General features: G+C 59.4%; 21 protein-coding genes. 9 read left to right on the top strand and 12 right to left on the bottom strand.

From position 1 onward, the window contains the following. Positions 1 to 114 precede the first annotated feature (114 nt). Positions 115 to 1545 carry an NADP-dependent phosphogluconate dehydrogenase gene (gndA, locus tag DA915_RS07785; protein ID WP_003502791.1) on the top strand — a complete coding sequence of 477 codons (1431 nt, stop codon included), beginning with the start codon at positions 115 to 117 and terminating at the stop codon, positions 1543 to 1545. A gap of 234 nt (positions 1546 to 1779) precedes the next feature. Here gndA and DA915_RS07780 read toward each other — a convergent pair whose 3' ends face one another. The 3 genes from DA915_RS07780 to DA915_RS07770 all read right to left on the bottom strand — a co-directional run bounded on the left by DA915_RS07780 (position 1780) and on the right by DA915_RS07770 (position 5904). Further along, positions 1780 to 2106, bottom strand: a complete 327-nt coding sequence (locus DA915_RS07780; protein WP_003502789.1) for an RcnB family protein — start codon at positions 2104 to 2106, stop codon at positions 1780 to 1782. Positions 2107 to 2282: 176 nt separating this feature from the next. Beyond that, positions 2283 to 3314, bottom strand: a complete 1032-nt coding sequence (gene mgrA, locus DA915_RS07775; protein ID WP_107675558.1) for an L-glyceraldehyde 3-phosphate reductase — start codon at positions 3312 to 3314, stop codon at positions 2283 to 2285. A gap of 124 nt (positions 3315 to 3438) precedes the next feature. After that, positions 3439 to 5904 (bottom strand): glycoside hydrolase family 2 protein, encoded by a 2466-nt coding sequence (locus DA915_RS07770; RefSeq protein ID WP_107675557.1) that lies wholly within the window; start codon positions 5902 to 5904, stop codon positions 3439 to 3441. Positions 5905 to 6392: 488 nt separating this feature from the next. Here DA915_RS07770 and DA915_RS07765 point away from each other — a divergent pair, with 488 nt between their 5' ends. After that, positions 6393 to 7445, top strand: a complete 1053-nt coding sequence (locus tag DA915_RS07765) for a LacI family transcriptional regulator (protein WP_107675556.1) — start codon at positions 6393 to 6395, stop codon at positions 7443 to 7445. A gap of 182 nt (positions 7446 to 7627) precedes the next feature. Here DA915_RS07765 and znuA read toward each other — a convergent pair whose 3' ends face one another. Then, the gene (gene znuA / locus DA915_RS07760) at positions 7628 to 8620 is read right to left on the bottom strand and encodes a zinc ABC transporter substrate-binding protein ZnuA (RefSeq protein WP_003502781.1); all 993 of its coding nucleotides are present in this window, start codon (positions 8618 to 8620) and stop codon (positions 7628 to 7630) included. 104 nt (positions 8621 to 8724) lie between these two features. Between znuA and znuC the strand changes: the two genes are divergently transcribed. The 3 genes from znuC to zur are packed head-to-tail and all read left to right on the top strand — an operon-like array spanning position 8725 to position 10878. Further along, positions 8725 to 9657, top strand: coding sequence for a zinc ABC transporter ATP-binding protein ZnuC (znuC, locus tag DA915_RS07755; protein WP_107675555.1), 933 nt, complete (start codon positions 8725 to 8727; stop codon positions 9655 to 9657). Further along, the gene (gene znuB / locus DA915_RS07750) at positions 9650 to 10468 is read left to right on the top strand and encodes a zinc ABC transporter permease subunit ZnuB (protein ID WP_107675554.1); all 819 of its coding nucleotides are present in this window, start codon (positions 9650 to 9652) and stop codon (positions 10466 to 10468) included. The genes znuC and znuB overlap by 8 nt, the downstream gene beginning before the upstream one ends. Next, a complete protein-coding gene (zur, locus tag DA915_RS07745) occupies positions 10465 to 10878 on the top strand; it encodes a zinc uptake transcriptional repressor Zur (RefSeq protein ID WP_003502775.1) in 414 nt (137 codons plus the stop codon). Before znuB ends, zur begins: the two co-directional genes overlap by 4 nt. A gap of 36 nt (positions 10879 to 10914) precedes the next feature. On the opposite strand, the gene DA915_RS07740 is transcribed toward zur, so the two are convergent. Then, entirely contained in the window at positions 10915 to 11448 is a 534-nt protein-coding gene (locus DA915_RS07740) for a gamma carbonic anhydrase family protein (RefSeq protein WP_107675553.1), read from the bottom strand. Between the two features lie 32 nt (positions 11449 to 11480). After that, positions 11481 to 12170 carry a fumarylacetoacetate hydrolase family protein gene (locus tag DA915_RS07735; RefSeq protein WP_107675552.1) on the bottom strand — a complete coding sequence of 230 codons (690 nt, stop codon included), beginning with the start codon at positions 12168 to 12170 and terminating at the stop codon, positions 11481 to 11483. 138 nt (positions 12171 to 12308) lie between these two features. On the opposite strand from DA915_RS07735, the gene dusA reads away from it, so the two are divergent. Then, positions 12309 to 13319: a tRNA dihydrouridine(20/20a) synthase DusA gene (dusA, locus tag DA915_RS07730; RefSeq protein ID WP_107675551.1), complete on the top strand. Its 1011-nt coding sequence runs from the start codon at positions 12309 to 12311 to the stop codon at positions 13317 to 13319. A gap of 6 nt (positions 13320 to 13325) precedes the next feature. On the opposite strand, the gene DA915_RS07725 is transcribed toward dusA, so the two are convergent. Next, positions 13326 to 14126, bottom strand: coding sequence for a DUF72 domain-containing protein (locus DA915_RS07725; RefSeq protein WP_107675550.1), 801 nt, complete (start codon positions 14124 to 14126; stop codon positions 13326 to 13328). A gap of 56 nt (positions 14127 to 14182) precedes the next feature. Then, positions 14183 to 17104 carry an excinuclease ABC subunit UvrA gene (uvrA, locus tag DA915_RS07720; RefSeq protein WP_107675549.1) on the bottom strand — a complete coding sequence of 974 codons (2922 nt, stop codon included), beginning with the start codon at positions 17102 to 17104 and terminating at the stop codon, positions 14183 to 14185. A 263-nt stretch (positions 17105 to 17367) separates the two neighbouring features. Here uvrA and DA915_RS07715 point away from each other — a divergent pair, with 263 nt between their 5' ends. Together DA915_RS07715 and DA915_RS07710 are read left to right on the top strand one after the other, a co-directional pair. Then, a complete protein-coding gene (locus DA915_RS07715; protein WP_161974070.1) occupies positions 17368 to 17952 on the top strand; it encodes a single-stranded DNA-binding protein in 585 nt (194 codons plus the stop codon). Between the two features lie 33 nt (positions 17953 to 17985). Continuing rightward, positions 17986 to 18249 (top strand): hypothetical protein, encoded by a 264-nt coding sequence (locus tag DA915_RS07710; RefSeq protein ID WP_223564850.1) that lies wholly within the window; start codon positions 17986 to 17988, stop codon positions 18247 to 18249. Positions 18250 to 18303: 54 nt separating this feature from the next. Here the strand turns inward: DA915_RS07710 and DA915_RS07705 are convergent, their stop codons facing one another. Further along, positions 18304 to 19452 carry an HPP family protein gene (locus DA915_RS07705; RefSeq protein WP_003502756.1) on the bottom strand — a complete coding sequence of 383 codons (1149 nt, stop codon included), beginning with the start codon at positions 19450 to 19452 and terminating at the stop codon, positions 18304 to 18306. Between the two features lie 126 nt (positions 19453 to 19578). Beyond that, positions 19579 to 20208 (bottom strand): MarC family protein, encoded by a 630-nt coding sequence (locus DA915_RS07700; RefSeq protein WP_003502754.1) that lies wholly within the window; start codon positions 20206 to 20208, stop codon positions 19579 to 19581. 217 nt (positions 20209 to 20425) lie between these two features. Between DA915_RS07700 and gyrA the strand changes: the two genes are divergently transcribed. Continuing rightward, positions 20426 to 23218 carry a DNA gyrase subunit A gene (gene gyrA / locus DA915_RS07695; protein WP_060724999.1) on the top strand — a complete coding sequence of 931 codons (2793 nt, stop codon included), beginning with the start codon at positions 20426 to 20428 and terminating at the stop codon, positions 23216 to 23218. A gap of 95 nt (positions 23219 to 23313) precedes the next feature. Here the strand turns inward: gyrA and DA915_RS07690 are convergent, their stop codons facing one another. Continuing rightward, complete coding sequence (locus DA915_RS07690; RefSeq protein WP_003502750.1) at positions 23314 to 23574, bottom strand: hypothetical protein; 261 nt, start codon at positions 23572 to 23574, stop codon at positions 23314 to 23316. An 83-nt stretch (positions 23575 to 23657) separates the two neighbouring features. Continuing rightward, entirely contained in the window at positions 23658 to 25139 is a 1482-nt protein-coding gene (locus DA915_RS07685) for a D-alanyl-D-alanine carboxypeptidase family protein (RefSeq protein ID WP_080570138.1), read from the bottom strand. Positions 25140 to 25274: the final 135 nt, after the last annotated feature.

Raw genomic sequence — 25274 nt, 5'->3', positions numbered from 1 at the left:
TGCAAAGCTGATTTGCGTCATCAAAATTTAATCGTTTCAGTCGCGGCTAGCCTTGCCGTTTGTTCATTACAGTGCCACAACACGACCACCTAAAAGCAAGATGGAGGCACATCCGTGGAACAGGCAGAAATCGGTTTGATCGGTCTCGGCGTCATGGGCTCGAACCTGGCGTTGAACATCGCGGAAAAGGGCAACAAGATTGCCGTATTCAACCGAACCCCTGAAGCGACGAAAAAATTCTACGCTGAAGCCGGGGACTTGCAGGGACAGCTGATCCCTTGCGAAACCATCGAGGAATTCGTCGCCGCCATTCGTCCTCCGCGCCCGATCATCATCATGATCAAGGCTGGTGACCCTGTCGACCAGCAGATGGAAATCCTTAAACCCCATCTTTCTAACGGCGACATCATGATCGATGCGGGCAATGCGAATTTCCGCGATACGATCCGCCGTTTCGATAATCTGAAGGATAGCGGCCTGACCTTTATCGGCATGGGCGTTTCCGGCGGCGAAGAAGGTGCCCGTCATGGACCGTCGATCATGGTTGGTGGCACCGAGGATAGCTGGAAGCGCGTCGAGAAGGTGCTGACCTCCATTTCCGCCAAGTACAACGATGATCCGTGCGTGGCATGGCTCGGCAATGACGGCGCCGGCCATTTCGTCAAGACGATCCATAACGGCATCGAATATGCCGACATGCAGATGATCGCCGAAATCTACGGCATTCTGCGTGACGGTCTTGGCATGAGCGCAGTCGAAATCGCCGACGTGTTCGCCGAATGGAACAAGGGCCGCCTGAACTCCTACCTGATCGAAATCACCGAGAAGGTTCTGCGCGCCGCCGATCCGATCACCGGTAAGCCGATGGTCGATCTGATCCTCGACAAGGCCGGCCAGAAGGGCACCGGCAAGTGGTCGGTCATCGAGGCGCAAAACATGGGCGTCGCCGCAACCGCTATCGAGGCGGCCGTGGCTGCCCGTATTCTCTCCTCGCAGAAGGACGAGCGCGAAGCTGCCGAGAAGATCTTCGGTCTACCGACCGTTGCACCGGCACCCGCTGACAAAAAGGCCTTCATCGCCGACCTCGAAAGCGCGCTTCTGGCCGCCAAGGTCGGTGCTTACGCACAGGGCTTCGCCATCATGTCTGCCGCATCGAAGGAGTTCAACTGGAACCTGCCGATGCCGACGATCGCCCGCATCTGGCGCGCCGGCTGCATCATCCGCTCGGAATTCCTCGATGAGATCACCTCGGCCTTCACCAAGGACCCGCATGTGGCCAACCTCATCGTGACGCCGGCCTTCTCCGGCATCGTCAAGGATACCGACGCACCGCTGCGCCGTGTTGTTTCTTATGCCGTTCTCTCCGGCCTGCCGGTTTCGGCACTGGCTTCGGCACTCGGTTACTTCGACGCCTATCGCCGTGGTCGCGGCAGCGCCAACCTCATCCAGGCGCAACGCGACTTCTTCGGCGCACATGGTTTCGAACGCACCGACGGCGTCGACAAGCCGCATGGCCCGTGGGGCAGCGGCGCCGATATCTTCTGATCGGCTGAAATTATAAACGACAAAAGGGTCGGCTTTGAGCCGACCCTTTTTGCTTGGTGGATATGTCGAAACCTCTCCTTCGTCATTCTCGGGCTTGACCCGAGAATCCACAGCCCATTGCGATCAATGGATCCTCGGGTCAAGTCCGAGGATGACGTCGAATTTGGAGCGATATTCGCAAGAATTATCAGGCCCGCATAAGCGGGCCTTTTCCACGGCATCCGATGATTTCACTCAGCGTGCGGCAGAGAGGCCGACGATCAAGCCGGTGACGGCGTTGATGAGCAGGAACTGGTTGTCGACGCGCACCCAGCGCTGGTCACGGCGCGGCTCGGCAAGACGGTAGCGGCGATAGTCGCGGCGGTCGACCGTGTGGCGGCGTTCGCCTGCAGACAGGCGCTGGCCGCGATCCCAGCGGTGCTTCTTGACGATGACCTTTTTCGTGGTGATCTGGCGCTCGACGGTAACGCCACGGTGGCGATCGTCATGACGGCTCTGTGCCTGCGCCATCGGAGCAGCGAGAACGGTGGCAGCCAGAAGAATGGTGATGAACTTTTTCATGAATGTTTCCTCGTGTTTCGATGAGGAGAACTTACGAATAAACGAATGAACGGAAACTGAATTTAAAATTACATTTATGTAATGGTTGTTAATGGTTAGGAGCGTGAGTTAATCTTTTATTTTGAGTTTTTCGGGGCAGCCAGACCACCCGGCGGAACCGGGCGGTCTCTTCTGCATCAGACGCGTTCGGCGGATTTTGCCCAGAGGTTGATATCCGCTTCCTTGGCATAACCGTTGATTTCCGCAAGCTCTTCGGCCGTGAAATCCGGCCGGTCGAGTGCCTTCACGCAATCCTCAACCTGTTCGACGCGGCTTGCCCCGATCAGCGCCGAGGTGATGCGGTCGCCGCGCAGAACCCAGGCAATCGCCATCTGCGCCAGCGTCTGGCCGCGCCGCTCGGCAATGCTGTTGAGCGCCCGGATGTTCTCGACGTTGCGTTCGTTGAGGAAGGCCGGGTTCAGCGACTTGCGCTGCGCCGCGCGGCTGCCATCAGGCACGCCGCCGAGATATTTCGTCGTCAGCATGCCTTGCGCCAGCGGCGAGAAGACGATGGAGCCGATGCCCAGTTCTTCCAGCGTATCGACGAGACCATCCTCCTCGATCCAGCGGTTGATCATCGAATAGCTCGGCTGGTGGATGATGCAGGGCGTGCCGAGGTCCTTCAGGATGGCGGCGGCCTCACGGGTGCGCTTCGAGTTGTAGGACGAGATGCCGACATAAAGCGCCTTGCCCGAGCGCACGATCTGGTCCAGCGCGCCACAGGTTTCCTCAAGCGGCGTGTTGGGGTCGAAACGGTGGGAATAGAAGATATCGACGTAATCCAGACCCATGCGCTTCAGGCTCTGGTCGCAGGAGGCAATTACGTATTTGCGGCTGCCCCATTCGCCATAGGGGCCGGGCCACATGTTGTAACCGGCCTTGGAGGAGATGATCATCTCGTCGCGATAACCTCTGAAATCCGTCTTCAGGATTTCACCGAAGGCGGTTTCGGCGCTGCCGGGCGGCGGGCCGTAATTATTGGCGAGATCGAAATGGGTGATGCCGAGATCGAAGGCGCGGCGGCAGATGGCCTGTTTCGTCTGGTGCGGTGTGTCGTTGCCGAAATTGTGCCAGAGGCCGAGCGAAATCGCCGGCAGTTTCAGGCCGGTCTTGCCGCAATGATTATATTTCATGGACGCGTATCGGTTTTCGGCCGGTTGCCAAACCATGGTCTTCCTCCACTTGCTGATGACTGGCTGCCGGAGAACCCGGCAACTTTTTGAAGCGATGAAAACAGGCGCAGGTTCACCTGTCATTCCCGAGAGGGATGGTTATGCCTTTCTCCGCATGGTTTCAATGCGAGGATTGGCAGGTATGAAGATCGAAGATGCGGAAATGCGGCTGGGGGCCGCCCGCCTTCGGCGTGAAGATGATACGGCGCGTTTCGCCGGCGGCCAGATCGAAGAGATTATCGGAATAACGGCCGGGTTGATCTGCCTCCAGCATGACGAAGAGCGCGAGACCTGCAGCGGTGACATCGATTTCGTACTGGCCGTTTTTCAACGGGCCGACGGAAAATTCGAGCCCTGCAGGCTGAAGCTCCAGCGCCTTGTAGGTGTCGCGCACATGGTGGCCTTCGCCGGTCATACCGTTGGAAGCGATGAAGCTCCAGGCGAGGATGGCGCCGTCGGGCAGGCTATCCATGTCTATCTCGGTCAGCGTTGCGGCCCTGTCCGTTGCGCAGGTGCCGTTGGCGGATTTCAGCGGCACGCGGTTGCCGTCCATGGTCAGCGCAACGATGTTCATGTCGATTTCGACGTCTTCCACCGTGTCGTTGACCATGGAGAAGCTCACCCGACGCCCGTCCTCGGAGGGAATGGCCGAGACGGTCACCGCCTGGAAGAAGCGGCGGGCGGCATAATGCAGCGCTTTCCAGCCGCCGCCATAATCGAGGCTGGACCATGAGGCGACCGGCCAGGTGTCGTTGAGCTGCCAATAAAGCGTGCCCATGCAATGGGGCTTCAGCGAACGCCAGTAGTCCACAGCCGTGCGGATGGCGAGCGCCTGCTGAACCTGACTCAGATAAACGAAATTCTCGAAATCCTTCGGGAAACGGAAATAGCGGAACATGGTGCCGGCGATCCGCTCATTGCCGCCGACATTCTTCTGGTGCAGCTCAATGACCGGGGAGGCGATGTTCATGTCCTTTTCTTCCGCATAGGTGCGGATGACGGGCATGGATGTGTAGGACTGGAAACCGAATTCGGAGCAGAAACGCGGCTTCACCGAGCGGTAATTGTCGAACGACTTGTTTTCGTGCCAGACGGACCAGTAGTGCATGTCACCGGAACCATCCGCATGCCAGGCGTCACCATAATCGAGATAACCGGAGGCCGGGCTGGAGGGCCACCAGAGCGCTTCGGGAGCGGCTTTTTTCAGGGCTCTTTCGATCGTGCGGTTCAGGCGGTCGTAAGCCACGAGATAACGGTCGCGATTGTTGCGGGATTCATCGAACCAGGTCAGCGCACCCACCAGCTCGTTGTCGCCGCACCAGAGCGCGATGGACGGATGCGAGGAGAGGCGTTTCACCTGGTAGTCGACCTCATGTTCGACATTGTCGAGAAAGTCCTCGCTGCAGGGATAGAGATTGCAGGCAAACATGAAGTCCTGCCAGACCAGCAGGCCGAGCCGGTCGCAGAGATCGTAGAACCAGTCCTCCTCATAAAAACCGCCGCCCCAGACGCGGATCATGTTCATATTGGCCTCCACCGCAGAGCAGAGGAGATCTTCGGTCTTTTCCCGGCTGGCGAGCGAATAAAGTGCATCTGCGGGGATCCAGTTGGCGCCGCGGCAGAAGATTTCCCGGCCGTTGATGCGGAAGGCGAAGCGGCTGCCGGCCTCGTCCTTGTCCGTCAGAAGCTCGATCGTCCTGAAGCCGATCTGGCGGGTGACGGTCTCATCAGGCAGTTCCACCGTCAGCTTGTAGAGCGTCTGTTCGCCACTACCGGCCGGCCACCAGAGCTCCGGATTCTCCACAAAGAAGACGTGGCGCACCACCGTCTCGCCGGCACCGACGCCGCAATCGAGTCTCAGCCTTTCATCGTTGAGGGACAGGTAGACCGGCAGGCTCGCCGGTCCCTCGGCAAACAGCGTGACAGCCACATGCAGCTCGACGCCGCCTTCGACATGGTGCTGTGAGGTGACGACATGTTCAATGCGGGCCGTATCGAGGCGCTTCAGCAGGATTTTGCCGTAAAGGCCGAGCGGCGCAATTGCGATGTTCCAGTCCCAACCGAAATGGCATTGCGGCTTGCGCAGCATGTTGCCGTTGGCAATGGGCGAATTGCCGGGGTGATAGGGAATGTAAAAAGGCTGCCGCGCCTGCCGTTCTGCGCCGGCCGCGATGTTGGAATGGAAATGGATGCGGATGGTGTTTTCACCCGGCCGCACCGCGCGTGAGATATCCGGGCGGTAGCGGCGGAAGCAATTGTCGGCGGTTAAGACCGGGACGTCGTTGACGAAGACGATGGCGACGGTATCGAGGTAGTCGATATCGAGATACCAGCTGGAATCCGCCTCATCGAGAATGAATGTGCGCTCGATGAGCCAGTCGCGCTCAGCCACCCATTGCACCACCTTTTCATTGGCGCCGTAATAGGGATCGGGAATGATGCCCGCATTTTTGAGCGCGCTGTGAATATCGCCCGGTACGGAAAGCTGGGTGGTATGGTCTCCTTCCACCGAGGTCAGGCGCCAGGGCCCAGCCAGATCAATGACAGTTTCGGGCGAGGAAGAAGAAATCATAATCGGACCCTGCATAGTATGAATTCGAAGAAGACTGGCCGGCATTATGGTGCAGGCTTGTGTCAGAATCTGGGGGAATGGATGCCCGCAAAGCGGCTGCGACACGCTTATCCGGCTTTGCGATTTCCTCCCTCCGGCAACGTTACCGTAAAACAATCGTTCCGTCATTCCTTTGAGTGGCTACGAGCGACATGAAAAAGGCCGGGTGCCTATGCGTCGGGATGGCGAGGTCATATCCTAAGAAAAATTATAAACTTTGTATTTTTATATCAGTGATTTGCATCAAGATATTAATCTCGTCAGTTAAGATGTGTATCCGTGGATTTCTGGAAATTCTGTGCCGGAAGAAGGGGGAAGTATCGGGAAATATTTTCCGGACCTATATCGTTTTAGCTGAATTGGCGGATAGTCGGACAAGACCGGCCGTTGACCGCGGACCTTTGCCTTTGCAACAGAGAAAAAGCTATCTATGATTATCGTTCGGTAAAGCGTGGCGAAATGACATGAACGATACTGGCAAAACCGGCGGGGGCGAAACCCCTGCAACGACGGGCGAGCGCCCGACCTTGAAGACAATCGCCTATATGACGGGTCTCGGCATCACCACCGTCTCGCGCGCGCTGAAGGATGCGCCTGACATCGGTGCTGAAACCAAGGAGCGCGTGCGGCTGATTGCCCGGCAGATCGGCTACCAGCCAAACCGCGCGGGCGTGCGCCTTCGCACCGGCAAGACCAATGTGATTGCCCTTGTGCTGAGCGTTGATGAAGAGCTGATGGGTTTCACCAGCCAGATGGTGTTCGGTATCACCGAGGTTCTTTCCACGACACAATATCATCTGGTCGTGACGCCCCACATCCATGCCAAGGATTCGATGGTGCCGATCCGCTATATTCTCGATACCGGTTCGGCGGATGGGGTCATTATTTCGAAGATCGAGCCTAACGATCCACGCGTCCGTTTCATGACTGAGCGTAACATGCCCTTCGTCACCCATGGGCGTTCGGACATGGGTATCGAACACGCCTTTCATGATTTCGACAATGAGGCCTATGCCTATGAGGCGGTTGAGCGGCTGGCGCAATGCGGACGCAAAAGGATCGCCGTCATCGTGCCGCCATCGCGGTTTTCGTTCCACGATCACGCCCGCAAGGGGTTCATCAGGGGGATTAGGGATTTTGGTCTCACCGAATTTCCGCTGGACACCATCACCATCGAAACGCCGCTTGAGAAAATCCGCGATTTCGGTCAGCGGCTGATGCAGTCGGATGACCGCCCCGACGGTATCGTTTCGATCAGCGGCAGCAGCACCATCGCGCTGGTGGCGGGTTTCGAAGCTGCGGGTGTGAGAATCGGCGAGGATATCGATATCGTCTCGAAACAGTCCGCGGAGTTCCTGAACTGGATCAAGCCGCAGATCCACACCGTCAATGAGGATATCAAACTGGCGGGCAGGGAGCTTGCAAAGGCCCTTCTGGCGCGCATCAACGGCGCGCCGCCGGAAACCTTGCAGAGCATCAGCAGCCCGGTCTGGTCTTCGATGACGCCGAAGCCGTAGATGGCTCGCTTCGCAATAGGTGCTGCAAGTTTTGACCCCGTTGCGTTCGCGACTTTTTTAAAGTTTTACTTTAATTTGTAGGCGTAATATTTTGGTATAAATTATCTTTTTATCGCGCGCTGACTGGCTTTCGGCTAAAAGCCCGGAATGACAGCCGGGGCGTCAGCGCACGACAATACGCATCAGGACAGGCAATCCTTCAGAGAGCCCGCAATGCCGCGCATCAGCTTGAAGTAGAGATCGGGACCGGGCTCCAGCGTCGCTGCTTCCGGGTCGAGCGTCGCCGATTTTGCTGCAGTACCCTCGGTGATGACCGAAATCAGCTTCGGCTCGAATTGCGGTTCAGCGAAGACGCAGGTTGCGCCGAGCTGGCGAACCTTTTCCTGCATCTGTTTGACACGGTCAGCACCTGGCAGGGTTTCGGGGCTGACGGTGATCGATCCCGCCGTCTTCACACCGTAACGGTGCTCGAAATACTGATAGGCATCGTGGAAGACGATGAAGGGCTTGTCCTTCACCGGCTTGACCGTTTCCTTGAGTTCGGCATCAAGCGCATCGAGATCGTCGATCAGTTTTTTGGTATTGGCCTGGTAGGTCGCGGCATTGCCGGCATCGGCGGCGATCAGCGCGGTTTCGATCGTCTGCGCCATGGCCTTGGCGTTGGCGGGATCGAGCCAGAGATGGGTGTCGTATGCGCCATGGTCGTGGTCCCCGTGACCCTCCGCATGGTCGTGTCCATGATCGTGTGCGCCTTCCTCTTCGGCGTGACCGTCATGCGCATCATGGCCTTCGTCGCCATGGTCGTGTGCTTCAAAGGGGCCGCCTTCGCGGAAGGGCAGCTTCTCCAGCCCCTTGGCGTCTTCCAGTTCCACCACGGTTGCCTTGCTGGCAAGCGCTTCCAGCGGCTTTTCCAGAAATGCTTCAAGGCCCGGCCCAACCCAGAAGACCACATCGGCCTTTTCCAGCTTGCGCGCATTGGACGGTCTGAGATTATAGGTGTGCGGTGAGGCCGCGCCGTCGACGATGAGCTGCGGTTCACCGACGCCCCGCATGATTGCGGCGACGAGGGAATGGATGGGCTTGATCGAGACCACGACATCGGGCGCGGCGGTGGCGCCGGAAGCGGCGGCTGCGATAGCCACCGATGCCATGAGCGGGATCAGGAACGATTTCATGAAATGCACTCCACTTGAAGAAGTATAGTTATGTTATTACATTTATTGCGTTACTCTATAACGTATGCAATAGCGGTAAGCAACATCGCCGAACGGACAATCCCATGCTTCATTCCGCCCATCGGGGCAACGAGATACTGGTTTCCCTTGCCAATGCCGGCGTGCAGCGCAATGGCCGCTGGCTGGTGCGCGGCGTGGAGTTTTCCGTCAGCAAAGGCGAGATCGTCACGCTGATCGGGCCGAACGGTTCCGGCAAATCAACGAGCGCAAAAATGGCGATCGGTGTGCTGAAGCCGACCGAGGGCGAGGTCTCGCGCATTGCCGGTCTGAGGGTCGGTTATGTACCGCAGAAGCTCTCCGTTGATTGGACCATGCCGCTTTCGGTGCGCCGGCTGATGACGCTGACCGGGCCGCTGCCAGCCCGTGAAATCGACGCGGCGCTGAATGCGACTGGCATTGCGCATCTCGCCAACGCCGAGGTCCAGCACCTTTCCGGCGGCGAGTTCCAGCGCGCGCTCCTGGCCCGCGCCATCGCCCGTAAGCCCGATCTGCTGGTTCTTGACGAGCCCGTGCAGGGTGTCGATTTCTCCGGTGAGATTGCTCTCTATGATCTGATAAAAAATATCAGAAATTCAAATAATTGCGGAATTCTGTTAATCTCGCATGACCTGCATGTGGTGATGGCGGAAACCGACACCGTCATATGCCTGAACGGCCATGTCTGCTGCCGGGGCACGCCACAGGCGGTGAGCCAGAGCCCGGAATATATGCGGCTGTTCGGCGGCTCGGCAGCCAAGGCGCTTGCCGTCTATAGCCACCATCACGATCATACCCATTTGCCCGATGGCCGGGTGCAGCATGCGGATGGTTCGGTGACCGATCATTGCCACCCCGAGGACGGCCACCACCATATGCATGACCATGGCCACCATCATGACGACCATGGCGAATGCGGCTGCGGCCACCAGCATGAGCATGAGCATGAGCATGAGGGCCATACTTCCTCCAGCCAGCGGCAGGGAGAGCGCCATGTTTGACGATTTCTTCGTTCGCGCCATGGTCGCCGGTATCGGTGTCGCGCTCACTGCCGGTCCTCTCGGCTGTTTCGTCGTCTGGCGGCGCATGGCCTATTTCGGTGATACGATGGCCCATTCGGCGCTGCTCGGCGTCGCGCTGTCGCTGCTGTTGCAGCTCAACCTCATCGTCAGCGTCTTTCTGGTGGCGTCGGCCGTGTCGATCCTGCTGCTCTTCTTGCAACGCCGGCAGGCTCTCTCCTCCGATGCACTGCTTGGCATATTGTCCCATTCGGCGCTGGCGATCGGTCTTGTCATCGTCGCTTTCATGAGCTGGGTGCGTATCGACCTCGTCTCGTTCCTGTTCGGCGATATTCTCGCTGTTACCCGCAGCGATATCGCCCTGATCTGGGGCGGTGGGCTGGTGGTCATCGTTTCCATGGCCTTCCTGTGGCGGTCGCTGCTCGCCTCCACCGTCAATACAGAATTGGCCGAGGCCGAGGGGTTGAACCCGGAGCGCGCGAAGCTGATCTTTACGCTCTTGATGGCGCTGGTGATCGCCATCGCCATGAAGGTGGTCGGCATCATGCTCATTACCTCGCTGCTCATCATACCGGCGGCGACCGCCAGACGTTTTTCCGCTACGCCGGAGGTGATGGCGGTGGTGGCTTCGCTGATCGGCGCGATTGCCGTTGTCGGCGGCCTGTTCGGCTCGCTCACCTACGATACGCCGTCCGGCCCTTCCATCGTGGTTGCCGCGGTGATCCTCTTCGTTATAAGCCTGTTGCCGGCGCCGGGTTTTTCCCGCGCCGCGGATGAAGGAGGCAAGTCATGAATGTGCAGACCCAGCAGAACCTCACCAAAAACCAGTCGCTGGTCATGAATGCCCTCTCAAATGCGCATCAGCCGCTCAGCGCCTATATGATCCTCGACAAGCTGCGGGACGATGGTTTTCGCGCGCCGCTGCAGGTTTATCGGGCGCTGGAAAAGCTGGTGGAATTTGGTCTCGTGCACCGGCTTGAGAGCCTTAACGCCTTTGTTGCCTGCACCCATACGCAGGCGGAGTGCTGCTCGCACCACCATGGGACTGTCGCTTTCGCCATCTGCGAATCCTGCGGGCAGGTGACGGAGTTTCACGATCATGAGATCGACCACCGCCTTGAGCGCTGGGTAAAGGACAGCAAGTTCAAGGCGGAAAAGACAACCATTGAAATTCGCGGTCTCTGCGCCGCCTGCTCGGCTTAGTCTCGAGGCGGGGCGGGCGTGGATGCCCGCCGTTTCCTATCCCTCGATGATCGCCAGATCTTTCGAAAACCGCTTCCAGTTTTCGATGTATTTTTCCGCCGAGCGGCGGAGCCCTGCGACGGCTTCATCATCAAGCGTCCGGATGGCGCGCGCCGGCGAGCCGACAATCAGGGAATTGTCTGGGAATTCCTTGCCCTCCGTCACCAGCGCATTGGCGCCAACGAGGCAGTTGCGGCCGATCTTAGCGCCATTCAGGATCGTCGCCCCCATGCCGATGAGCGAATTATCGCCGATGGTGCAGCCATGCACGATGGCGTGGTGGCCGATGGTGCACATTTCGCCAATGACAGCGGCAAAGCCGGGATCGCTATGCACCATCGCACCCTCCTGAATATTGGTGCCATGCCCGACGCTGATCGGCTCGTTATCGCCGCGCAGCGTCGCGCCGAACCAGATGCCGACATCCTCGCCGAGCGTGACCGAGCCGATGACGTTGGCGTCGGGTGCTACCCAGTAGCTATCCGGGGCAGGGGTTCGCGGCACCCGGTCGGCAAGGCGGTAAAGCGGCATGGTGGTGTCCTCCCTTTGTTTTGGCGATGCTTTCAGGCAACCGTCACGGCAAGCGTGCCGACACCCTCGACGCCGCATTCGATCCGGTCGCCGCGCACGATGGGGCCGACGCCGGCCGGCGTGCCGGTCATGATGACGTCACCGGCGGCAAGCGTGAACAGCTTGGAAAGCTCGGCAATCACTTCCGGCACTTTCCAGATCATCTGGGCGAGGTCGCCAGTCTGCTTGCGTTCGCCATTGACGTCGAGCCAGATCGCACCGGTAGCGGGATGGCCGATCTTGTCTGCGGGGACGATGGCCGAAATCGGCGCGGAATATTCGAAAGCCTTCGCGCCTTCCCAGGAGCGCCCCATCTTCTTAAGACCGTCCTGAAGGTCCCGACGGGTCATGTCTATGCCGACGGCGTAACCCCAGACATGGTTCAGCGCCTCGGCCGCCGGAATATCGGAACCGCCGCTTTTCAGCACCACGACGCATTCGACTTCGTAATGTACGTTGGATGACAGCGGCGGATAGGGGAAATCCCGTCCTGATGGCAGCAGATTGTCCGGGTTTTTCTGGAAATAAAAGGGCGGCTCGCGCGAAGGATCGTGGCCCATCTCTATGGCGTGATCGGCATAATTGCGGCCGACACAATAGACCCGCCGTACGGGGAACAGGTCGCCCGTGCCTTCAACGGGCAGAAGAACGGGTTTCGGGGCGGGAATGACGGTGGCGGCCATGTGGATTTCCTGTCGTCTTTTCTGGGTGCAATTCTTGTCCCGCGATTCCGGGGCGATTTCCAGTTCAAAATGACCCTGCCTGCAAAACTGGCTTTTTACGGTCCTTTGCTGTAGAAGCCGGCGCAAAGAGGTTAATCCATGTACAGACAAGCGCTTGCAAGCGGCGAAAAAATCTTCGCCGTTGCCCCCATGATCGACTGGACCGACACGAGGTGCAGATTTTTGCACCGGCAATTGTCGAAGCGTGCGCTGCTTTATACCGAAATGATCGTCGCCGACGCCATTATCCATGGTCAGCGTGACAGGCTGCTCGGCTATCACCCTCAGGAACATCCCGTCGCGCTGCAGCTTGGTGGGTCTGATCCGGCCAAGCTTGCCGAGGCGGTGCGGATCGCCGGGGACTACGCCTATGATGAGATCAATCTCAATGTCGGCTGTCCCTCGGATCGGGTGCAATCTGGTACCTTTGGTGCATGCCTGATGCGCGAGCCTGATGTGGTGGCGCAATGTGTCTCGGCAATGAAGGCTGTCGCCCGCGTGCCGGTTACGGTGAAATGCCGGATCGGCGTGGATGATCAGCAGCCGGAAGCGGTTTTGCCGGATTTTCTGAAGCGGGTTGTTGCGGCAGGCGCGGACGCCGTCTGGGTTCATGCGCGAAAAGCCTGGCTGCAAGGGCTTTCGCCGAAGGAAAACCGCGAAGTGCCGCCGCTCGATTATGATCTCGTCTATCGCATGAAGCGGGAAAACCCTGACGTCTTTGTCGGCATCAATGGCGGTATCGCCGATCTCGATCAGGCGAGCGGGCACCTCCAACATATGGATGGTGTGATGCTCGGCCGGGCGGCCTATCACAACACTTCCGTCCTTGCCGATGTCGACCATCGCATCTATGGCGAAGAGGCCCGGCAGCCGGACTGGATGGCGCTGCGTGACGCCATGATGGCCTATGCCGCCGACTATATCGCCGCGGGTGGACGTCTCAACCACGTCACTCGCCATATGGTCGGACTGTTTCAGGGCATGCCCGGCGCGCGCCGTTTCCGGCAAATCCTCTCCAGCGATGCCACCCGGCCGGGGGCTGGCCCGGAGGTGATCGAGGCCGCTTTCGCGACCATCGATTTCAGCTCGACGAAGGAAATGGCGGGCTGAAAGCGCTCAGACCGCCTTTTGCAGTTCCTGCGCACCATTGGGCGCATTGACCTTGCCGCCGGTGATGAAGAAAGCGAAGACGTCGCGCCGGGTCTTTTCGACTTTTCGCCCCGGTGCGATCAGCGGCAGATCGTCCGACACGTCGCCCTTTGCATAGGTCTTTACCCGCTCGGCCCAGTGGTCGATTTCTTTTTTCGGATAACAGGTCTTGATGTCGTCCTCGCCCTTCTGCAGGCGGCAATAGACGAAATCGGCCGTCACGTCAGGCAGCATCGGATAGTCATGATGGTCGGCGCAGACGACGGCGACTTTGTGCTTGGCGAGAAGATCGATGAATTCCGGAACCTGAAATGTCGGGTTGCGAACCTCGACGACATGGCGAAGACGGATACCGTCCTGCTTCTCGGGCAGGAGCGCCAGAAATGCGCCGAAATCCTCCGCGTCGAATTTTTTTGTCGGCGCGAATTGCCAGAGGATCGGGCCGAGGTGGGACCCGAGTTCCGTCAGCCCCTGCGTCAGGAACTTCGTCATCGATTCACCGGCCTCGGCCAGAACCCTGCGGTTGGTGACAAAGCGGCTTGCCTTTAGCGAGAAGACGAAATCCTCGGGCACTTCGGAAGCCCATTTGACGAAGGTCTCCGGTTTCTGGCTGCTGTAATAGGTGCCGTTCACCTCAATGGCCGTGAGTTGCCGGCTGGCGTGCTCCAATTGGCGCTTCTTCGGCAATTTTTCGGGGTAAAAAGTGCCTTCCCAGGGCTCGAAGGTCCAGCCGCCGATACCGGTGCGGATCGTGCCTGATGTCGACATATGCTGTTCCTCCTCCGGCCTTCGGCCTTTCGAACCTTTGCGACAAAAGCTGCGGATTACTCCGCAGCCTCCCGTTTTCCGGCTGGCCGGCGCTCCAGAAGCTCCTTCAGGAAGTGACCGGTATAGGAACGCTCGACTTTCACGATGTCTTCCGGCGTACCGGTCGCCACCACTTCGCCGCCGCCCGTGCCGCCCTCAGGCCCGATATCGATGATCCAGTCCGCCGTCTTGATGACTTCGAGATTGTGCTCGATCACCACGACGGAATTACCCTGTTCCACAAGCGCATGCAGCATTTCGAGCAGCTTGTTGACATCGTGGAAATGCAGGCCGGTCGTCGGCTCGTCGAGAATGTAGAGCGTGCGACCGGTGGAGCGCTTGGACAGTTCCTTGGCGAGCTTGACGCGCTGCGCTTCGCCGCCGGAGAGCGTGTTCGCCTGCTGGCCGACCTTGATGTAACCGAGGCCGACATCGAAGAGCGATTGCAGCTTGTCGCGCACCGCCGGCACGGCGGCGAAGAATTCCACGCCTTCCTCCACCGTCATATCCAGCACGTCGGCGATGGATTTGCCCTTGAAGGTGACGTCAAGCGTCTCGCGATTATAACGCTTGCCGTGGCAGACATCGCAGGTGACGTAAACGTCAGGCAGGAAGTGCATCTCGATCTTGATGACGCCGTCACCCTGGCAGGCCTCGCAGCGGCCGCCCTTGACGTTGAAGGAGAAACGGCCCGGCGCATAACCGCGTGCCTTGGCTTCCGGCAGGCCGGCAAACCAGTCGCGGATTGGCGTAAAGGCGCCGGTATAGGTGGCCGGATTGGAGCGCGGCGTGCGGCCAATCGGCGACTGGTCGATATCAATGACCTTGTCGATGAATTCGAAGCCATCGATGCGGTCATGTTCCGCCGGGATTTCGCGCGCGCCCATCACCCGGCGCGCCGCCGACTTGTAGAGCGTCTCGATCAGGAAGGTGGATTTGCCGCCGCCTGATACGCCGGTTACGGCAGTGAAGACGCCGAGCGGTACAGCTGCCGTGACATTCTTAAGATTGTTGCCGCGTGCGCCAAACACCTTGATCTCGCGGCCCTTCTTGGGCTTGCGGCGCTCAGCCGGCACGGCGACACCGAGTTCGCCCGAAAGATATTTGCCGGTCAGCGATTTCGGATTGGCCATCACCTCCTGCGGTGAGCCTTCGGCTATCACCTGACCGCCATGAATGCCGGCGGCCGGGCCGATATCGACCACGTAATCCGCCGTCAGAATGGCGTCTTCGTCATGTTCGACCACGATGACCGTATTGCCGATATCGCGCAGATGTTTCAGTGTATCGAGCAGGCGGGCATTGTCGCGCTGATGCAGGCCGATCGAGGGCTCGTCGAGAACATAGAGAACGCCTGTCAGGCCCGAGCCGATCTGCGAGGCCAGACGGATACGCTGGCTTTCACCGCCGGAAAGCGTGCCGGAATTGCGCGACAGGCTGAGATAATCCAGCCCGACATCATTGAGGAAGCGCAGGCGTTCGCGGATTTCCTTGAGGATTCGGACCGCGATTTCGTTCTGCTTGGCGTTGAGGCTTTCCGGCAGCACTTCAAACCAGTCGCGCGCCGTGCGGATCGACATTTGGGTGACTTCACCAATATGCAGCTTGTTGATCTTGACAGCGAGCGCTTCCGGCTTCAGGCGATAACCGGCGCAGGCCGGGCAGGGGGCCGCCGACATGTAGCGTTCGATTTCCTCACGCGCCCAGGCGCTGTCGGTCTCTTTCCAGCGACGCTCCAGATTGGGCACGATGCCTTCGAAATTCTTCACTGTCTTGTAGGAGCGGGCGCCGTCCTGGTAGTTGAATTCGATCTTTTCCTCGGTGCCCTGCAGGATGGCGCTCTGTGCGTCCTTCGAAAGGTCCGACCATTTGCTCGAGAGTTTGAAACCGAAGGCCTTGCCGAGTGCTTCCAGCGTCTGGTTGTAATAGGGCGAGGATGATTTGGCCCAGGGAGCTATCGCGCCGTCCCGCAGCGTTCGTGCCGGTTCCGGAACGATCAGGTTTTCATCCACCTTCTGCTGCGAGCCAAGGCCATCGCAGCTCGGGCAGGCGCCGAAGGGGTTGTTGAAGGAGAACAGCCGGGGCTCGATTTCCGGAATGGTGAAGCCGGAAACGGGGCAGGCGAATTTTTCCGAAAACAGCACCCGCTCATGGGTCTCGTTGAGCGACTTGTTGGCGGAGCCGCCAGCGGCGGTTTCTTCCGGTGGCAAAGGCTTGTCAGCAAATTCCGCAATCGCCAGCCCGTCGGCGAGCTTGAGGCAGGTCTCGAGACTGTCGGCAAGGCGTGCTGCCATGTCCGGGCGCACGACGGCGCGATCGACCACCACGTCGATGTCGTGCTTGTATTTCTTGTCGAGAGCAGGAACGTCGGCGATTTCGTAGAACTGGCCATCCACCTTGACGCGCTGGAAGCCCTTCTTCATTAGATCGGCGAGTTCCTTCTTATATTCGCCTTTGCGGCCGCGGACTATCGGCGCAAGAATATAAAGACGCGTACCTTCCTCGAAAGCGAGAATGCGATCGACCATCTGGCTGACAGTCTGGCTTTCGATCGGCAGGCCGGTGGCTGGCGAATAGGGGACACCGACACGCGCGAAGAGAAGGCGCATATAATCGTAGATCTCGGTGACCGTGCCGACCGTGGAGCGCGGGTTGCGCGAGGTGGTCTTTTGCTCGATGGAGATTGCTGGCGACAGGCCGTCGATCTGGTCGACATCCGGCTTCTGCATCATCTCCAGGAACTGGCGCGCATAGGCCGAGAGGCTTTCGACATAACGGCGCTGGCCTTCGGCATAGATCGTATCGAAGGCAAGCGAAGACTTGCCCGAGCCGGAAAGGCCGGTCATGACGATCAGCTTGTTGCGCGGCAAATCCAGATCGATGCCCTTGAGGTTATGCTCGCGGGCGCCACGGATGGAAATCGTCTTCAGTTCACTCATGACAAGGCTCGGACAAAATAACAGGCTTGATGGCAGCGCGTCCTTATGTAGTGACGCAGCCGGGTGTGTCGAGGTCTATTCCCTCTCGGTCGCAGCTTTTCGGAAAGCTTGACTCGAAATCTGCGATTTAATAGAACAAAAAAGGAACGGAATGCAAGCGCGAATGTCCGCTCCCGCAGCTTAAGATTATTCTTTGTGGATAGTTCCATGCTTGCGGTGCCCTTTGCGGGCGGCGGCAGCTATTGTGTGGCAAATTTTTTGAAATGCAATTGCCGGTCATGATGGCCGGCGGACAGGATGACGAGATGGCTGGTAGCGTAAACAAGGTAATTCTGATCGGGAACGTGGGCGCTGATCCCGAAATCCGCCGGACGCAGGATGGCCGCCCCATCGCCAACCTGCGCATCGCCACCTCGGAGACCTGGCGTGACCGCAATAGCGGCGAGCGCAAGGAAAAGACCGAATGGCACACCGTCGTGGTTTTCAACGAAGGCCTGTGCAAGGTCGTCGAGCAATATGTCAAGAAGGGCGCCAAGCTCTATATCGAAGGCCAGCTGCAGACCCGCAAATGGCAGGACCAGACCGGTAACGACCGTTACTCCACCGAAATCGTGCTGCAGGGCTTCAACTCCACGCTGACCATGCTTGACGGTCGCGGCGAGGGCGGCGGTGCTGCCCGCAGCGGCGGTGGCGATTTCGGCGGCGGCAACGATTATGGCAGCGGCGGCGGCTCCAGCTATGGCGGCGGTTACGACCAGCAGCCCTCGTCGCGCGGCGGCTCTGCCCGTGGCGGCAGCCAGCCCTCCGGCGGCTTCTCCAATGACATGGACGACGACATCCCGTTCTGATCGGACGGTGGATCCAGAAACGCGTGACAGGAGGTGAGCTTGACTGACGAAACCGTGCAGCCGAAACAGCCCGCCACCTGGCGCATCATTCTTGCTTTTTTCCTCGATTTCTGGACGGCGTTTTTCGCCGCCGGATTTCTGGTCGCGACGGTCGCGGGTGGGCGAACGCCTGAAGGTTTTGCCCTCAACGGCGCGCCCGCCTTTATCGCCTTCGCGCTGATCATCGCCTATTTTGTCGTGCTCGGTCGGTTCTTCGGCGGCACGCTGTGGCAGCGCCTGCTGAAGGCGAGACGCTGACTTCAGGCTTTGCCGGTTCCTCCTGAGAGGAGGATACTTCCACGTCGCGGCAAGCTATGCCGCGACTTTGTCCGCCAGCATCGCGACCATGACATCGGATTGCGACACGATGCCCACCATCTTGCCCCTGGCATCGATCACCGGCAGATAATGCAACCCTTCCTCCGCAAAGCGGATGATGGCTTCCTCGATGGAGGTTTCCGGTCGCACGGTTTTCACCGGTGATGTCATGATGTCCTTGACCGTATCATTGGGTGCGCTTGCGCCGGACAGGATGAGGCGCAGCCGCTGCAGGAAACCGATGGAGGGACGACCGTTTCTCCAGCTCGCCTTTTCCAGAAAGTCCGTCTGGGTGACGATGCCGACGATTTCGGCCCTGTCATTGGTGACGGGCAGCGCCTTGAAATGATGGCTGTGCATCAGCGCATGGGCGTGGCGCAGGCTGTCGTCAGGAGCAACACCGACCACGTCGCGTGACATGACGCTTTCGCAATCGAGATGCAGCGCGCGACGCCGGTAGGAACGCAACTCGGTCCTGCGCAGGATGGTTTCCAGCGCATCGCGGTCGATATCGATGAACTCGTCATATTCCTTCAGCACTTCGTCGAGATCGGTGGAGGAAAAACCGATTTTCTGGATGGGTGTCGGATCCGTGGTACCGTGGGCGGCCTTGCCGAGCTTCAGGCCATGTGGATAGGCGCGACCGGTGGCATTGTTATAGGCGAGGGCCAAAGCAAGAAGGATCAGCGAGTTTCCGGCGACCGGCCACAGCAGGAAACCATAGCCGAGGCTGTGCACGGCAGGGCCGCCGAGGACGGCAGTCAGTGCGACAGCACCGCTTGGCGGGTGCAGGCAGCGCAGCGCCATCATGGCGGCGATGGCGAGGCTGATGGCGAGCGCGCTGGCAAGAAACAAATCCGGAACCAACAGCGCCACGGTCACACCGACGAAAGCCGAAACGAGGTTGCCGCAGAGGATCGACCATGGCTGCGCCAGCGGGCTGGAGGGCACGGCAAACAAAAGCACGGCCGAAGCGCCCATCGGCGCGATCATGGCTGGCAGGGTGGGATCGAAACGGAGAGCAAGACTTCCCAAAAGGCCGGTTAGCAGGATGCCGACAAAGGCGCCGGTTGCGGAGCGCAGCCTTTCCCTGTTGCTGACGGGTGCGGCATCCGGGATGAGGCGGCGCAGCGTGGAACGCATGGAGATAACTTTCGAATCCGAAAAAACATGCGTCTTTTAGCCGAAGCAGAGGGCGGATTTAAAGGGAGGATTTTCCGGCATTTCAGCTGTTGGCGAGAATTTATTGCGTTGGTGTCGCGAAGCGGCTCAGAACGCGAAGGCTGATTTTATGCCATCGACCACGAATTGCACGGAAAGCGCCGCAAGCAGAACGCCGAGCAGTCGGGTAAGGATCGCGCGGCCGGTATTGCCGAGAAAGCGGTCCATCCGCTCCGAAACGATGAGCGCGGCATAAACAAGGGCCATGGCGAAAGCGAGGATCAGGATGAGCACCACCATCTCGACGGTGGTCTTCATTGAGCCGGCAAGCAGCACGGTGGCGGAAATGGCGCCCGGTCCGGCGATCAGGGGCAGCGCCAGCGGAAAGACCGCCAGATTGTGGAGGTGGTCCTTGGTGATGGCGATTTCGGAGGTCTTTTCCTTCCGTTCCTGGCGCTTCTCGAAAATCATCTCGAAGGAGATCCAGAACAGCAGAAGGCCGCCGGCGATGCGGAAGGCGCCGAGCGAAATGCCGAGCAGGTTGAGGATCGCAAGGCCGAAGAGCGCGAAGACGGCGAGAATGCCGAAGGCGATGATGGAACCGCGCAGCGCCACCTGGCTGCGCTGGTCGCGGTTCATGCCGGCGGTGAGCGCCAGGAAGACGGGGGCGAGACCCGGCGGATCGAGTGTGACCAGAAGTGTGGTAAGCGCGTTGATGAGCGTTTCGCTGCTGGCCATTTTTTCCCCGCTTATTGCCTTTTTGCGCGTGAGACTACGCAAGTCGCAATCGCTTTAAAAGGGAGTGGCGACGCTTTTGCTGACCTAAATGGCGAAAAGCGGTGTATGTCTTGCAAATGACGCAAAAGACTGTTCAAAACTCGCCGGGAAATTGGCTTAACGTGGCTGTTTCCGCTATAAAAATCCATCCGATTCTTAACAGAGAATGTGATCCGTTTTGACTGACCAGAGCCCCCCCGGCGGCGGAAAACTTCCGCCAGGCATTGAACCGATTTCCATCATGGAGGAAATGCAGCGGTCGTATCTCGATTACGCCATGAGCGTTATCGTTTCCCGCGCGCTTCCCGATGTGCGAGACGGCCTGAAGCCGGTTCATCGCCGTATTCTTTACGGCATGTCCGAACTCGGCATCGACTGGAACAAGAAATACGTCAAATGCGCCCGCGTTACCGGTGACGTGATGGGTAAATTCCATCCGCACGGCAATTCGGCGATTTATGACGCGCTGGCGCGTATGGCGCAGGACTGGTCGCTCCGCCTGCCGCTGATCGACGGGCAGGGTAACTTCGGCTCCATCGACGGGGATCCGCCGGCGGCTGAACGTTATACCGAATGCCGTCTGGAAAAGGCCGCCCATTCGCTGCTCGACGATCTCGACAAGGAAACGGTCGATTTCCGCGACAACTATGACGGCACCTTGCAGGAACCGGTCGTCATTCCGGCCAAGTTCCCGAACCTCCTGGTCAACGGAGCAGGCGGCATCGCCGTCGGCATGGCCACCAATATTCCGCCGCACAATCTGTCCGAAGTCATCGACGGCTGTATCGCGCTGATCGAAAATCCGGCGATCGAACTGCCCGAACTGATGCAGATCATTCCCGGCCCGGATTTCCCGACCGGTGCTCTGATCATGGGCCGTTCCGGCATCCGCTCTGCTTACGAGACGGGCCGCGGTTCGGTCATCATGCGCGGCCGCGCGACCATCGAGCCGATGCGTGGCGACCGCGAGCAGATCATCATCACCGAAGTTCCCTATCAGGTGAACAAGTCGTCGATGATCGAGAAGATGGCCGAACTGGTCAAGGAAAAGCGCATCGAGGGTATTTCCGACCTGCGCGACGAATCCGACCGCCAGGGTTATCGCGTCGTCATCGAGCTGAAGCGCGACGCCAATGCCGATGTCATCCTGAACCAGCTTTATCGCTACACGCCGCTGCAAACCTCCTTCGGCTGCAACATGGTGGCGCTGAACGGTGGCAAGCCGGAACAGATGACGCTGCTCGACATGCTGCGCGCTTTCGTCTCCTTCCGCGAGGATGTCGTCAGCCGCCGCACGAAGTACCTGCTGCGCAAGGCGCGCGAGCGTGCGCATGTGTTGGTCGGTCTGGCGATTTCCGTCGCCAATATCGATGAGGTCATCCGCGTCATCCGTCACGCTCCCGATCCGGCTTCGGCCCGCGAGGAGTTGATGACCCGGCGCTGGCCGGCGCAGGAAGTGGAAAGCCTGATCCGTCTGATCGACGATCCGCGTCACCGCATCAATGAAGACGGTACCTACAATCTCTCCGAAGAGCAGGCGCGCGCCATTCTCGAATTGCGCCTTGCCCGCCTCACCGCACTTGGTCGCGATGAAATCGGCGACGAGCTGAACAAGATCGGCGCGGAAATCAGCGAATATCTTGAGATCCTGTCGTCACGCCTGCGCATCATGCAGATCGTCACGGAAGAGCTCATCGCGATCCGCAACGAGTTCGGCACGCCGCGCCGTTCCGAGATTGTCGAGGGCGGCCCCGACATGGACGATGAGGACCTCATCGCCCGCGAAGACATGGTCGTCACCGTTTCGCATCTCGGCTACATCAAGCGTGTGCCGCTGACCACCTACCGGGCGCAGCGTCGCGGCGGCAAGGGCCGTTCTGGCATGGCGACGCGCGACGAGGATTTCGTCAATCGCCTCTTCGTTGCCAATACCCATACGCCGGTACTGTTCTTCTCCTCGCGTGGCATCGTCTACAAGGAAAAGGTCTGGCGTCTGCCGATCGGCACGCCGCAGTCCAAGGGCAAGGCCCTGATCAACATGTTGCCGCTGGAGCCCGGAGAGCGCATCACCACCATCATGCCGTTGCCCGAGGATGAGACCACCTGGGAAACGCTTGACGTGATGTTCTCGACGACACGCGGCACGGTTCGCCGCAACAAGCTAGGCGATTTCGTGCAGGTCAACCGCAATGGCAAGATCGCCATGAAGCTGGACGAGGAGGGCGATGAAATCCTCTCCGTCGAAACCTGTACGGACCGCGATGACGTGCTGCTGACGACCGCGCTCGGCCAGTGCATCCGCTTCCCCGTAGACGATGTGCGCGTCTTTGCCGGCCGCAACTCCGTCGGTGTGCGCGGCATCAACATGGCCGAAGGCGACCGCATCATCTCCATGACCATTGTCGGGCATGTGGAAGCGGAGCCGTGGGAGCGTGCGGCCTATCTGAAGCGCTCGGCTGCTGAGCGGCGTGCCGCAGGCGTCGATGAGGACGATATCGCACTCGTTGGCGAGGAAGTGACGGAAGAGGGTGAACTTAGCGAAGAGCGTTATCAGGAACTGAAGGCACGTGAAGAATTCGTGCTGACGGTTTCCGTGAAGGGCTTCGGCAAGCGCTCCTCCTCTTACGACTTCCGCACCTCGGGCCGCGGCGGCAAGGGCATCCGCGCCACCGACACCTCGAAGACCAACGAGATCGGCGAACTGGTTGCGGCCTTCCCCGTGGACGAAGGCGACCAGATCATGCTGGTGTCCGATGGCGGGCAGCTCATCCGCGTGCCGGTCAACGGCATCCGCATCGCCAGCCGCGCCACCAAGGGTGTGACGATCTTCTCTACCGCGAAGGATGAGAAGGTGGTTTCCGTGGAGCGCATCAACGAGCCGGAAGGCGACGACGAAGCAGAGAACGGTAATGGCGAAGATGCCGCCGACGATCTGCCGGATACGCCGGAGGCACCGGAGAACGAGGCGTAAGCCGCCTCGTCATCTTCGGGTACTAATCAAGAAAAACCCCGCGGTGCTCAGGCTCCGCGGGGTTTTTCTTTTGTCGTATCAGCTACGTTTGATTTTCAGCGAATCCGGATATGGACCGGAGCGCGACCCGAACGGCTCGCGACATGAAGGTGGATGTTTGCTTCCGGCTGATTGGAGCGCCAGGCGCGGGCGCCATGCGACAGAAGCAGCGCCACGAGATCGCGCGTTTTTGCCTTGGAACGGTTGAGACCGAGATCGGCGATACGCATTGCCGCCTCGTGAATGGGATGCAGAACCGACAGGCTGCCATGCCCATTGCCAGACGCAATGTCCGAATAATTCTCGTTGACTGCCATCTTGGAAAGCCTCGCTACTCATTACACAATTCGAGGAGACAGGCGATGTTTCGACAATGAAGCACCGCCTGCGGAAACATCAGTTACTGGAGTGACGCCCAGCAGCTGACGCCTTTCTTTTTCAGTACATTACATGCATTCACCGCAGCGTTCTGGCCATCAAAGCCGCCGAAACGGGCGCGGTAGATCTGGGAGCCGTCCTTGCTGAAGGCGACCGTGAAGGGTTTTGCGGAGCGCAATGCCGCGCCGCCTTTTTCCTGCGCGTTCTGCAACAGGCCGCGGGCGGAATTTTCGTCCGGTGATGCGCCGATCTGGATTACCCAGCCGCCTTGCGGAGCTTCGGACCGGGCCGAAACAGAAGGGGCGGAGGCGACAGACGCCGTGGTAATATTGTCCACCTTGGTCGAGTTGGTGATCAACTTGCGGTCCGGTGCAGCGGGTGCCTGAGCAATCGGATCCTTGCCCTTCTGCCAGGTGGCGGCTTCCATGGCCTTGACGGCTGCATTGGAAGAGGAGCCCGCAAAGGCGGTGACCGGCGCTTCCTCGTAACGGGTTTGCGGAACGGGACCTGCATGCGGAAGACCGGAATCGGTCGCTGCGACGGCCACGGAAGGCACAGCTGCAGCCACGGCAACGGGTTCTTCGACCGGAGCAGAACGCGTCTGCGCGATCAGGTTGCTGTTGCCGCCGCGCGATGCCTGCGGCAGGTAAGTAGCAACAAGCTTGCGCATTGTCGCATCACGGGCAGCACTCGAACGGCCGCCGAGAACGACAGCGACGATCGAGCGACCGTCGATCTGCGCCGACGTGGCAAGGTTGCTGCCGGCTGCGCGGGTGTAGCCCGTCTTGATGCCATCCACGCCCTTCACGGTTCCGACGAGGCGGTTATGGTTGCCGATAACCTGCTTGCCGAAGTTGAAGGTGCGGGTGGAGAAATAGCCGTAATATTGCGGAAAATGCTGGCGAAGTGCCACGCCGAGGCGGGCCTGGTCGCGTGCCGTCGTCATCTGCGCCGTGTTGGGCAGGCCGTTGGCGTTGCGATAGGTCGTGCGGGTCATGCCGAGTGCACGGGCTTTGGCGGTCATCATTCTGGCAAAGCGGTCTTCCGAGCCGCCGATATATTCGCCAAGCGCGGTTGCCATGTCATTTGCAGAACGGGTGACGAGCGCAAGGATAGCCTGTTCCACGGTGATGCTGCCGCCGGCGCGCACGCCGAGCTTGGATGGTGGCTCCTTGGCGGCATTCGCGGAAACCGGCACCTTGGAATCAAGCGAGATGCGTCCGGTATTGAGTGCTTCGAACGTCAGGTAAAGCGTCATCATCTTCGTCAGCGAGGCTGGATAACGCAGGCCGTCAGGATCCTCACCATAGAGGACCTTGCCGGTCTTGGCGTCGATGACGATACCCGCATATTTCGGGTCGGCCTTTGCGGTCTGAACGGATGTTGCGGTTATGAACGCCGCAGCAAGGGTTAACGCAATAAACCTCACGAAAGACGTTGCACCCGCTTTGCGCGAATGTGCTCCAGATAGACTTTTCAACACTGCTGAACTCTTCAATCGCATATTTATGTTCCGCTCGGACACGCCCCGCCCGATGCTCCGAGACGAAACTTTATCGGGATGGCGTTACCAAGTGGTTTATGAAAGGTATCTGCCTTCCATAAAATGCGACTTTTCGCACACAATCTGTGCCGTGCC

This window comes from Agrobacterium sp. LAD9 (genome assembly GCF_003031125.1).
GTDB classification, from domain to species: Bacteria; Pseudomonadota; Alphaproteobacteria; order Rhizobiales; family Rhizobiaceae; genus Agrobacterium; species Agrobacterium radiobacter.
The sequence above is the reverse complement of the archived record's forward strand: the minus strand, read 5'-3'. Positions and strand labels throughout refer to the sequence as shown.

Coding starts and splice junctions, on each gene's coding strand:
- DA915_RS07780 (WP_003502789.1), bottom strand. CDS start 2,106: ATGAAAAAGTTCATCACCATTCTTCTGGCTGCCACCGTTCTCGCTGCT.
- mgrA (WP_107675558.1), bottom strand. CDS start 3,314: ATGGTTTGGCAACCGGCCGAAAACCGATACGCGTCCATGAAATATAAT.
- DA915_RS07770 (WP_107675557.1), bottom strand. CDS start 5,904: ATGCAGGGTCCGATTATGATTTCTTCTTCCTCGCCCGAAACTGTCATT.
- DA915_RS07765 (WP_107675556.1), top strand. CDS start 6,393: ATGAACGATACTGGCAAAACCGGCGGGGGCGAAACCCCTGCAACGACG.
- znuA (WP_003502781.1), bottom strand. CDS start 8,620: ATGAAATCGTTCCTGATCCCGCTCATGGCATCGGTGGCTATCGCAGCC.
- znuC (WP_107675555.1), top strand. CDS start 8,725: ATGCTTCATTCCGCCCATCGGGGCAACGAGATACTGGTTTCCCTTGCC.
- znuB (WP_107675554.1), top strand. CDS start 9,650: ATGTTTGACGATTTCTTCGTTCGCGCCATGGTCGCCGGTATCGGTGTC.
- zur (WP_003502775.1), top strand. CDS start 10,465: ATGAATGTGCAGACCCAGCAGAACCTCACCAAAAACCAGTCGCTGGTC.
- DA915_RS07740 (WP_107675553.1), bottom strand. CDS start 11,448: ATGCCGCTTTACCGCCTTGCCGACCGGGTGCCGCGAACCCCTGCCCCG.
- DA915_RS07735 (WP_107675552.1), bottom strand. CDS start 12,170: ATGGCCGCCACCGTCATTCCCGCCCCGAAACCCGTTCTTCTGCCCGTT.
- dusA (WP_107675551.1), top strand. CDS start 12,309: ATGTACAGACAAGCGCTTGCAAGCGGCGAAAAAATCTTCGCCGTTGCC.
- DA915_RS07725 (WP_107675550.1), bottom strand. CDS start 14,126: ATGTCGACATCAGGCACGATCCGCACCGGTATCGGCGGCTGGACCTTC.
- uvrA (WP_107675549.1), bottom strand. CDS start 17,104: ATGAGTGAACTGAAGACGATTTCCATCCGTGGCGCCCGCGAGCATAAC.
- DA915_RS07715 (WP_161974070.1), top strand. CDS start 17,368: ATGCAATTGCCGGTCATGATGGCCGGCGGACAGGATGACGAGATGGCT.
- DA915_RS07705 (WP_003502756.1), bottom strand. CDS start 19,452: ATGCGTTCCACGCTGCGCCGCCTCATCCCGGATGCCGCACCCGTCAGC.
- DA915_RS07700 (WP_003502754.1), bottom strand. CDS start 20,208: ATGGCCAGCAGCGAAACGCTCATCAACGCGCTTACCACACTTCTGGTC.
- DA915_RS07690 (WP_003502750.1), bottom strand. CDS start 23,574: ATGGCAGTCAACGAGAATTATTCGGACATTGCGTCTGGCAATGGGCAT.
- DA915_RS07685 (WP_080570138.1), bottom strand. CDS start 25,139: ATGCGATTGAAGAGTTCAGCAGTGTTGAAAAGTCTATCTGGAGCACAT.